The following is a 9,654-nucleotide window of genomic DNA, read 5'->3' as shown; positions in this document are numbered from 1 at the left end:
GCTTTTCAAATTTTGAGAAAGACAGTTGCTCCGTTTGTTTTCGGACCAGTTATGCCTGTGGGATTTGCGCGCGAACGCCTTGGCGCCCACCACGATATCGCGCCGTACGAACAAGGCGGTCGCGCGCGCCTGTCACAGGCAATACTGGCCCGAAACAAGCGTAGGAGCGGGTTTACCCGCGAAGCGCCGAGCGGGCGGCGCTCGGTCTCACAGGCGCTGCAAATCCCCCGTCAAGCACCGAAAAACCCTCCCCCCCTTCAAAACCGCCGTTAACCTTCATTTAATCAACCCCAGCCAGCATGGCCCCATTCCCCGATCTGCCAAGGCGAAGACATGCGCGTTCTCCTGCTCTTCCTGACACTGCTACTGGCTGGCCCCCTGCAAGCCAACCCGTTCGACGTCAAACCCGATTTCCTGCCGGTCGAGCAGGCCTTCGTACTGACCCACGACCGCCAGGCCGACGGCCAGATGCGCCTGTACTTCCAGATCAAGCCGGGCTACTACCTGTATCAGAAGCGCCTCAAATTCGATGGCCTGCCGAGCTATCAACAGCCGCAATTGCCGCCGGCACTCAACCACCACGACGAGTTCTTCGGCGACAGCGCGGTGTACCGTGACCAGCTTGAACTGCTGCTGCCGGCCAACGCCCAGGGCCAGTTGCGCCTGGGCTGGCAGGGCTGCGCCGACGCCGGCCTGTGCTACCCGCCACAAACCACCAGCATCGACCTGGGCGGCAGCGTAGCGCCGGCCGCCGAACAAGCCAGCGACCAGGCCTTGGCCAGCGGCCTGCAACAGGGGCGCCTGGCATGGAGCCTGCTGGCCTTCTTCGGCCTGGGCCTGTTGCTGGCCTTTACCCCCTGCTCGCTGCCGATGCTGCCGATTCTCGCCGGGCTGGTGTTGGGCAACGGTGCCAGCGCCCGCCGCGGTTGGCTGCTGGCCGGGGTCTACGTACTGAGCATGGCCCTGGTCTACGCCGCCCTGGGCGTGGTCGCCGCGCTGCTAGGCGCCAGCCTGCAAGCCTGGCTGCAACAACCCTGGCTGCTGGGCAGCCTGGCGGGGCTGTTCATCATCCTTGCCCTGCCGATGTTCGGCGCCTTCGAACTGCAGTTGCCGGCCGCCCTGCGAGATCGTCTCGACCGGGCCGGGCAAGGTACCCGCGGCGGCAACCTGTATGGTGCGGCCTTGCTGGGCGCGTTGTCCGGGTTGCTGCTGGGCCCCTGCATGACCGCGCCTTTGGCCGGGGCGCTGCTGTACATCGCGCAAAGCGGCGATGTGCTGCAAGGCGCGCTGGTGCTGTTTGCCCTTGGCCTGGGCATGGGCGTGCCGCTGCTGTTGCTGGTCACCCTGGGCAACCGCTACCTGCCACGCCCGGGCGCCTGGATGGACCGGGTAAAGGCGGTATTCGGCTTCGTGTTCCTGGCCATGGCGCTGTACACCGTGCGCAGCCTGCTGCCGGCCAGCCTGCTGCTGGCCCTCGCCGGAGCCTGGCTGGTCGCCCTGGCCTGGGCAGCCTGGCCGGCCCTGCAGCGGCTGCCGGCACTGCGCGCAGTGCCGCTGCTGGGGGCGCTGTGGGGGGGCTTGCTGTTGGTTGGCGCGGCAGCCGGCGGCGACGACCTCTGGCAACCCCTGCGCCCATTCGCCGGGGGGGCAGCCGCGCCAGCCACTGCTGCGCACGCCGAGGATAGCTTCGTCACGGTCAGCCGCCCAGAAGACCTGCAACGCGAACTCGATGCCGCCAAGTCTCGCGGGCAATGGGTCATGCTCGACTACTACGCCGACTGGTGCGTGTCGTGCAAAGTGATGGAAAAACAAGTGTTCAGCCGCAGCGACGTGCAGGCCGGGCTGGCCGGCGTGCACCTGCTGCGGCTGGACGTGACCGCCAACAGCCCCGCCAGCAAAGCGCTGCTACAACGCTACCAGGTACCCGGCCCGCCCAGCATCATCTGGATCGGCCCAGAAGGCGAAGAGCGCCGCGCGCGGCGCATCACCGGTGAAGTGGACGCCGCCGCGTTCCAGCAACACTGGGCCCAGACCAGGAGCCAAGGCTGATGCTCACCGTGACCCTGGGGCCGCTGACCATGGCCCTGAACCACCTGCTCATGCTCACCGCGCTGGTGATCGCCAGCGTGGTCGGCTGGTGGGTCGCACGGCGCGGCGGTGAAAGCCCGGAGTCGGCGCTGTTCAACCTGTTTCTGCTTGGCTTGCTCAGCGCGCGGGCGGGGTTCGTGCTGGCGTACTGGCCGATGTACCGGGACGATCCGCTGCAAATCATCGACATCCGTGATGGCGGCTTTCTGTTCTGGTCGGGCCTGGCGGGTATCGTGGGCGGTGCCCTGTGGCAGGGCTGGCGCCACCCAGGCCTGCGCCGCCCGCTGGGCTGGGCGCTGTTCAGCGGCGCGCTGTTCTGGGGCCTGGCCAGCTTTGGCGGGCACTTGTACAGCAAGGGCACCGAACTCCCCGAACTGAACTTGCGCAATGCCGGCGGCCAGCCCGTGGCGCTGCACAGCTACCGCGGTACACCGCTGGTGATCAACCTCTGGGCCACCTGGTGCCCACCCTGCCGGCGCGAAATGCCGGTGCTGCAGCAGGCGCAGAGCGAATACCCGAACGTGACCTTCCTGTTCGTCAACCAGGGCGAGACCCCGGAAAACGTCAGCACCTTCCTCGCCACCACCGGCCTGAGCCTGACCCACGTGCTGTTCGACGGCACCGGCCTGCTGGCCCAACGCGTCGGTTCGATGGCCCTGCCCACCACGCTGTTCTATGACGCCCAGGGGCGGCTGGTCGGTAGCCACCTGGGCGAGTTGTCCCGGGCCAGCCTGCGCCATGCCCTGGAACCTTTCGAGCGGGCCGCAGCGCCCGCCCCTGCCGCACAAGGAAACTGAAATGCGATTGACTGCACTGCTGCCCCTGTCCCTGGCCCTGCTGGCCGCCCCCGCCTTGCAGGCTGAAGAGCTGCCCAAGGCGGTTCAGCAACTGCAAGCCAAGGGTGCGGTGATCAAGGGCAGCTTCGACGCCCCCAACGGCCTGCGCGGTTACGCCGCCGAGTACCAGAACAACGCCCTGGCCCTGTACCTGACGCCCGACGGCAAGCACGTACTGGTCGGCAACCTGTTCGACGAACAGGGCAAGGACCTGAGCGCAGAGCCGCTGGAAAAGCTGGTGTATGCGCCGATGAGCAAGGAAATCTGGGCGAAGATGGAGAAAACCGCCTGGATCGCCGATGGCAGGGACGATGCACCGCGCAAGGTGTACCTGTTCAGCGACCCCAACTGCCCGTACTGCAACATGTTCTGGGAACAGGCACGACCTTGGGTCGAGTCGGGCAAGGTGCAGTTGCGCCACATAATGGTCGGCATCATCCGCGAAGACAGCCCAGGCAAGTCGGCCGCCCTGCTGGCGGCACAAGACCCGGCCAAGGCTTTGCACGCGCATGAGAAGGCCGGCAAGGCCAGCACCCTGACAGCGCTGAAGCAGGTGCCGCCGGCGGTTCAGCAAAAGTTGGCGGCAAACATGGCGTTGATGGAAGAGATGGGGTTGCAGGCCACCCCAGCGATTTTCTACCAGGATGACCAGGGTCAGCTGCAGAGCCAGCAAGGCGCACCACGGCCGGAGATGCTTGGGAAGATTCTTGGCAAGCGCTGAGATATTGGTTGCCAGTACTGGCCCGTTCGCGGCCGAACCCGCTCCTACAGGTACTGCATAAGCCTTGAGAGCGGCGCTATATCTGTGGGAGCGGGCGTGCCCGCGAAACAGGCGACGCGATGGATGCCACTGACTTTGCCGGTGTTCGCGGCGGTTCGACGCCTCGACAAGCTCGCTTCCACAGGCCGCGTCGCTGGTATCGTCTCACCACACCGAAGAAATCGTAACGAACTGCCACCGGTTCTACATGCTTGCACACCAGCGCATCGAGTCGTTCGGGAATGGTGAAGCGTTTCTGACCCGCTACAGCGCAAAGTCCTATGATGAAGCTTTTATCAACGCTGCGATGTAAATCCAGTCATCTAGTTTGCATGGCGCGCCCCCGCCGCCAGACATTGGCGGTAGGGGCATAGCCTGCGGTTTACAACCCCTCCAGCTCCGCCATCAGGTCACTTAGCCGATCGACCTTGTCGTCATCCAGTGCACTGCCCTGCAGCCCCTGCACATACTCGGCCAGCTCCGCCACGGTGCTGCACTCGAACATCGCCCTCAGCGGCACGTTCAACTGCAACTGCTTCTGCACCCGCGAGGCTATCTGCGTGGCCAGCAACGAGTGCCCGCCCAGCTCGAAGAAGTTGTCGTGCACCCCGACCCGCTCAGCCTTGAGCACCTCGGCCCAGATACCCGCCAGCACGTCTTCCAGCTCATTGCGCGGTGCCTGGTAGGCCTGGCCGCCGATGGTGATCGCCGGCAGGGCCATCCGCAAGTAACTAGGTCGTGTATTTCGGAAATAATAATTAAATTTTACATTTTGAAACACTGAATTTTGCATCTCAAGCAATAAACGCCATTCATCTCAAACAGAACATCCCCAACTCAAACACATATCATTCCTACTAGAGATACGGGCTACCCCTGCATCACAATAGGAAATTTCTCACACTTGCAATCAGTCCTTGGTTTTCCGTCAGAAATACATTTCAGAAAAATCCTACAACACCAACCAGAACTCAAACATGAAATACGATCCTTAGTGGCCAATCATCTTCGTCAAATTTGACGCATATGAAATATCAAACTAAACCCACAGGACCCCGGACCACGGGGCAACCAAGGAGACTTCAATGGACACTCAATTTGGCATCAATTTGATGGATCTGACCTTCGACAACAACTGCGATATGGAAGCCGAATTTTTTGGCGGATCAGGAGGGGCAGGTGGATGTGGCGGTAGCGGCGGCTGTGGCGGCGGGGGTGGATGCAGCGGCGGAAGCGGCGGCTCCGGCGGTGCGCTGGCAACGCCATCACTCAAATAGCGCAGGAGGACTGACTCACAAATATACACGGGCACCTGCGTTAACTATCGTCGGTGCCCGTCTCAATCGAAGGGGACAAAATGAAAACTTTGAGAATATACAATTACGAAATCCTAAACTTTGATGCACAACCTACAGTTTTCTCATCAAAAGGATTTACAAGAATAGACGACCCCAAACTCGTAAATACTCTTCACCACATGATTGAAAGACAGTCAACAGAAATAACACAGCATGAACTTACCAAGATCCTCGAAAGCGAATCACTTCAGCCCCAAAAGGCTATCAGCTTCTTGAAAGCCATATCAATAATCGGAGAACCCCGTCAACCACCTCATTTCAAAAATGTTACCGTATGCATTGACTGGGAAATCCCAGACACATTAAAAGAACACATAGAACAAAGACCAAACAACAAAATCAAAATCATAAAAACACCGCAACTCAATACCAATAAACACCCGAACCCAACGCTATTTGTTCTTGCATGCTCAAAATTAAAACCAGATGAACTAAGAACAAATTACACCAATTTATTAAAAAACAATCCAGATTGTGGGATCAGCGTAGGCTTTATAAGCAACCACTTTTTCCATTTAACAGAAACACATATACCCTCGATCGGAAACCCCTGTGCTTTTTGTACCCTGGACCGTATAGCACACTATGAAAGCGTACGAGCAAGCCAGCATCACTGGAGCAGAATATGGAGCTTCTGCCAGTCAAATAATATTGATCTTCCAAAGACCACCCTTGATGAGTGGCAGAGCACAATCATTCTGGGGACCATCGCCTCTTTCACTAACAAACTCACGCACTTTCAAAAATCGAAAGTAACTCAGGATCAAATTTTGCGCTCTAGAACATTGAATCTGACTGACGGCTCATTTACAGAGGACTGCAGCATCCATTGGTCTCTCTGCCAGTGTAGTGGAGAAATGTTATGACCCTTCCTCATGACTATTATCTAAAATTCGTATCCTCAGAAGTACTGGACGAAACGCTAGCGTTCCACGCCAAAGGGAATTACACAATCCACACCATATGCCAACACGCTAGCACTTTACATCACATTCCATCAAAAGAACTCGAGGCGCTGACTGGCAACGAATTACCCTTAAACATTTTAGAGAAAGAAGCCCCAGACCAATACTTCACATTGTCGCCACTCAAACCAGAGCATTACTTAAAAAGAAATGAGTCATGTGACTGGTTTGTAGAACGACCACTGGATTTTGAAACGATTCAATCTTTAACAGCTCCTCTATTGACACAAGAAGGACATTCCTACAAAAGAGGCTATCCGAGCGGTGGCGCGATCTACCCAATCGAAGTATTTTTTGTAAATCTAGATAATAGAATTAGTCGTTGGCCATCTGAGAGCAACGTTCTACACCTTTTACCCTCCTCGAAAACATTTGAAACCAACAGCCCTCAAATTGACGCCACCAAGCTTACGCAAGCAATTATACCTAAAGTATCCAATATTGGACGCCCGGCCCTAGCTTTGCTTTACATAGCCTATCTTCCGAAAGCATTATTCAAATATCGCTATAGAGGCTATCGCTTAGCACTCATGGAAGCAGGCTCCATGTATATGTTAATAGATTTACGCTGCAAAGAGCTGAACTTGCAGAGCAGGCCATGGTCAGGCTTCACTGATTACGAGATAACCAAATGCCTAAAACTTAACCCTGCGCTTTTCACCCCCCTATGTGTTCAATTTGTGGGCTAACGCATGAATATATTCAACGAAATACATACACTTGAATTTGCCGACTTTGAATTTCATCGACCGAGCGCAGTGTCTCATTTTCCACATAGCGTGGAATGTGGCAGCCGCTGGCAAACTTATGGATCAAGTAGTGGGTGGTCATCCTCAGTAACCTCCAGCGCTATAGGTGAGCATTTTGAGCGAAAGCACTTCTACTTGGATGTACCGATACACGGCAGGAACAAGCTGGGCGCAGGGCTGACACATGATGAATTCGAAGCGCTTGCCAATGCTTTTTCGCAAACAACAACGATTGATAGAAAGAAAACCCTTCACTCACACAATTTCGAGCGCACGAATGTCTACAGGATCACTGATTTAACTAAATGTGCAATTCCAACAGCACTAATTTCCATCACCCCCTCCAGAAGCCCAATTGACAACGAGTTCTACCCCATGCGGGACACCTGTGGGTGTAGCGTGCACGTGACTGTTGATAAAGCAGTGCTCGGCGCGCTCAAAGAAGCTATGGAGCGACAGTTTTTACTCAGATTTTGGCTAACTAAAACTTGCACAGCCAAAATCAAGTACAGAGACGCTTGTTCAGCGCTTTGGAACCGACCCAGTCTTTCGCTTTTCAAAGAAATGGGAAAAACAGGAGATCTCTGCATTTTAAACCTTACAGATGAACGTTTTCCTGGCTGCTGCGTCCTGCTTTGCTATGGCAACCGGGGCGGAAAACACCAGTATGTCAGATACTGTGCGGGCATGGCCTACTCCGACAACCTAAGTAGCGCACTGGAAAAATCAGTGATTGAACTGTGGCAAACCTTCCGATTCATGCACTCCTTTTACTTGAGAAATAAAACACTTAGCGACATTGAGGACCCCTACCTAAAAAATTTCTTAACGAACAACCTTTATGAAACTTATACCAACGTCACCACCTGCATCGAAAGCAGCCCAACTCAAAACAACGCTACCAACCCTCTCCCGCTCACCAGTGCAGCACTAATAGCACGCCTGAGACAATTAAAGCTTGATGGCTACCTATATCTTTCCTCCACACACTCACCCAAGAGGAACTTACACTACTGCAAGTATATCTCCCCCCACTTGTTTCTTCACATGAACAACGCCTCACACCTCAACATCCAAAACACCTATTCGAATCAATTTCAAAAGCAGATCATTCCACAACAACTTAACAGAATGGTACCTTTTCCATGACCAGCAGCAGTCTACGCCCCCTCCCAAGAACGATAAAGCTCTATAACATCTCAAAAATTTTGATAAAGGAGCATCTCAGAGAGCCTTCCAGTCTGTTGTGGACAGCCTTCGCACCCTGCATGCTGTTTTTTATCATGAGCCCAAGCGATCTGAATCCAGACAAGACCGCTCAACCCTATTTATCCTACGCCGGTTGGTTTTACGCTTACATTTCAGCGAACGTCGCTTTTTTTGGATTCAGCTTTTACCTTATCGGCAGACGGGAAAGCGGCTTTATCCGTTCGTTCATCTACCAAAAGGACTCCATTCGCCTTTTTCTGATGTCTCACATGATCAGCTACTCGATTCTAAGCGTCACATATGCATCTTTATTCTACCTGATCACCAAACCTATACATGGAGATTATTCAGTCCAAGAATACCTATACACAATTGCCTGCTTTTTTACCAGCTACCTGGGCTTTTCCTGTGTGGGTTTGGTCATGGCCGCCCTGCCTATCAAATTTGGAACAGCTAGTACACTTTTCTCATTGCTGTCATTTCTCATGCTGATGTCCAGCTATCTGGGCGCCGTCACAGGTAAAGAGCATGATCAACTGAACGCTCTCATCAACCCTCTGTACTTGAGCACCCGAGTTTTTCGCGGCGAACTTCCATTACTGTCAGTTTTCCCAGTGGCATTGTTCCTTCCCCTGCTTGGCCTTTATTTAACAGCGAATCACTTTAGAGTCCAGCCTATCTGGAGTCGTTATTAAATGAGCATACTAACCATTAATGATCTGACTTTCTCGCACAAAGAAAAAGCCTTGCTGCACAATCTCAACCTACATATCTCACCAGGTGAAGTAGTGGGTCTATTAGGGAGCAATGGCGCTGGAAAAACGACACTCTTCGACCTGATTTGTAAAATTAGAAAACCTGGCCGTGGAGAAATCATCAACCGCGCCCAACATCTGGCTTATCTGACGCAAATTCTGACGCCGCCACCCCAGTTGCGGATGATTGAAGTTTACGATCTAATCACCCATTTGAATGCCCCGTCGAAGCTTTGCCTTTCTGAAGCACTGTCTCGGCTTGGTGCGTGGTCGCCTGCGCTTTCTAAAAGGTATTCGGATATTTCCAAGAAAAAATCCTCTACTTGCAGCTATGGCGAAATTCGGAGCTTTTTCACCTTGACACTGCTACTCATGGGCAGCGATCTGATCATACTTGACGAACCCACGGCTGGAGTGGATCCGGAATTCCGACACTTTATCTGGCTTGGGATCAAACACGCGTGCAACGACGGGGCCAGTGTTTTGGTTTCATCCCACTATACGCAGGAAATCACGGCCCATTGCGATCGCTTTTACATGCTTGCCCATCGTCAACTCGAAGCGTTCCATAGCTCAGACCAATTCCTGACTCGGTATCGGGCGGGATCTTTGGATGAAGCGTTCATCAATGCCTCGATGTAGCTGGGCAGAAACGAGTTGCATCGCAATGCAGATCAGTTCAAGCCTCTTCGCGGGACAAGCCCGTAGGGATCGCATCAGGTCTGTGCCGGCCACAAGATATGCAGCGCGGATGAGATCGAGCACCCCTTGGCGTATGACTTGATACTAAGTCGTACAAACAAGGCGGCCAGCGATGACCTCACAGAAGAGACAGGCCCGAAACAGGCAGTGGGAGCGGGCTTGCCCCGCGAAGCGCCGCGCGGGCGGCGCTCGACTTCTGCCGCGCAGCAAGCCTCAAGGCGGACCCTATCCC

General features: G+C 54.9%; 9 protein-coding genes and 1 pseudogene. 9 read left to right on the top strand and 1 reads right to left on the bottom strand.

What is annotated here, in order from left to right; genetic code table 11:
* Positions 1–333: 333 nt before the first annotated feature.
* From dsbD to dsbG, 3 genes are read left to right on the top strand one after another with little or no spacing between them, the layout of a single operon-like run.
* Positions 334–2,049: a protein-disulfide reductase DsbD gene (dsbD, locus tag ACF8SD_RS15805; protein WP_392484693.1), complete on the top strand. Its 1,716-nt coding sequence runs from the start codon at positions 334–336 to the stop codon at positions 2,047–2,049.
* Positions 2,049–2,885: a TlpA disulfide reductase family protein gene (locus tag ACF8SD_RS15800; protein ID WP_009684802.1), complete on the top strand. Its 837-nt coding sequence runs from the start codon at positions 2,049–2,051 to the stop codon at positions 2,883–2,885. Before dsbD ends, ACF8SD_RS15800 begins: the two co-directional genes overlap by 1 nt.
* Position 2,886: 1 nt before the next feature.
* Positions 2,887–3,645, top strand: coding sequence for a thiol:disulfide interchange protein DsbG (gene dsbG / locus ACF8SD_RS15795; protein WP_009684803.1), 759 nt, complete (start codon positions 2,887–2,889; stop codon positions 3,643–3,645).
* Positions 3,646–4,066: 421 nt separating this feature from the next.
* Here dsbG and ACF8SD_RS15790 read toward each other — a convergent pair.
* Positions 4,067–4,408: pseudogene (locus ACF8SD_RS15790) on the bottom strand (phosphopantetheine-binding protein); the annotation flags it as partial.
* A gap of 361 nt (positions 4,409–4,769) precedes the next feature.
* Here ACF8SD_RS15790 and ACF8SD_RS15785 point away from each other — a divergent pair.
* The 6 genes from ACF8SD_RS15785 (at position 4,770) to ACF8SD_RS15760 (ending at position 9,362) form a co-directional block, all read left to right on the top strand.
* Positions 4,770–4,961, top strand: a complete 192-nt coding sequence (locus ACF8SD_RS15785; protein ID WP_392484692.1) for a hypothetical protein — start codon at positions 4,770–4,772, stop codon at positions 4,959–4,961.
* Positions 4,962–5,041: 80 nt separating this feature from the next.
* Complete coding sequence (locus ACF8SD_RS15780) at positions 5,042–5,908, top strand: McbB family protein (RefSeq protein WP_080709243.1); 867 nt, start codon at positions 5,042–5,044, stop codon at positions 5,906–5,908.
* Complete coding sequence (locus ACF8SD_RS15775) at positions 5,905–6,696, top strand: SagB/ThcOx family dehydrogenase (protein ID WP_080709244.1); 792 nt, start codon at positions 5,905–5,907, stop codon at positions 6,694–6,696. The genes ACF8SD_RS15780 and ACF8SD_RS15775 overlap by 4 nt, the downstream gene beginning before the upstream one ends.
* A gap of 3 nt (positions 6,697–6,699) precedes the next feature.
* Positions 6,700–7,905: a YcaO-like family protein gene (locus tag ACF8SD_RS15770; protein ID WP_392484691.1), complete on the top strand. Its 1,206-nt coding sequence runs from the start codon at positions 6,700–6,702 to the stop codon at positions 7,903–7,905.
* Entirely contained in the window at positions 7,902–8,660 is a 759-nt protein-coding gene (locus ACF8SD_RS15765) for an ABC transporter permease (RefSeq protein WP_050492232.1), read from the top strand. Before ACF8SD_RS15770 ends, ACF8SD_RS15765 begins: the two co-directional genes overlap by 4 nt.
* Positions 8,661–9,362 (top strand): ATP-binding cassette domain-containing protein, encoded by a 702-nt coding sequence (locus tag ACF8SD_RS15760; protein WP_392484690.1) that lies wholly within the window; start codon positions 8,661–8,663, stop codon positions 9,360–9,362.
* Positions 9,363–9,654: the final 292 nt, after the last annotated feature.

It is taken from the genome of Pseudomonas sp. CJQ_9 (assembly GCF_043106615.1).
Classification (GTDB): domain Bacteria; phylum Pseudomonadota; class Gammaproteobacteria; order Pseudomonadales; family Pseudomonadaceae; genus Aquipseudomonas; species Aquipseudomonas juntendi.
The sequence above is the reverse complement of the archived record's forward strand: the minus strand, read 5'-3'. Positions and strand labels throughout refer to the sequence as shown.

Coding starts and splice junctions, on each gene's coding strand:
- dsbD (WP_392484693.1), top strand. CDS start 334: ATGCGCGTTCTCCTGCTCTTCCTGACACTGCTACTGGCTGGCCCCCTG.
- ACF8SD_RS15800 (WP_009684802.1), top strand. CDS start 2,049: ATGCTCACCGTGACCCTGGGGCCGCTGACCATGGCCCTGAACCACCTG.
- dsbG (WP_009684803.1), top strand. CDS start 2,887: ATGCGATTGACTGCACTGCTGCCCCTGTCCCTGGCCCTGCTGGCCGCC.
- ACF8SD_RS15785 (WP_392484692.1), top strand. CDS start 4,770: ATGGACACTCAATTTGGCATCAATTTGATGGATCTGACCTTCGACAAC.
- ACF8SD_RS15780 (WP_080709243.1), top strand. CDS start 5,042: ATGAAAACTTTGAGAATATACAATTACGAAATCCTAAACTTTGATGCA.
- ACF8SD_RS15775 (WP_080709244.1), top strand. CDS start 5,905: ATGACCCTTCCTCATGACTATTATCTAAAATTCGTATCCTCAGAAGTA.
- ACF8SD_RS15770 (WP_392484691.1), top strand. CDS start 6,700: ATGAATATATTCAACGAAATACATACACTTGAATTTGCCGACTTTGAA.
- ACF8SD_RS15765 (WP_050492232.1), top strand. CDS start 7,902: ATGACCAGCAGCAGTCTACGCCCCCTCCCAAGAACGATAAAGCTCTAT.
- ACF8SD_RS15760 (WP_392484690.1), top strand. CDS start 8,661: ATGAGCATACTAACCATTAATGATCTGACTTTCTCGCACAAAGAAAAA.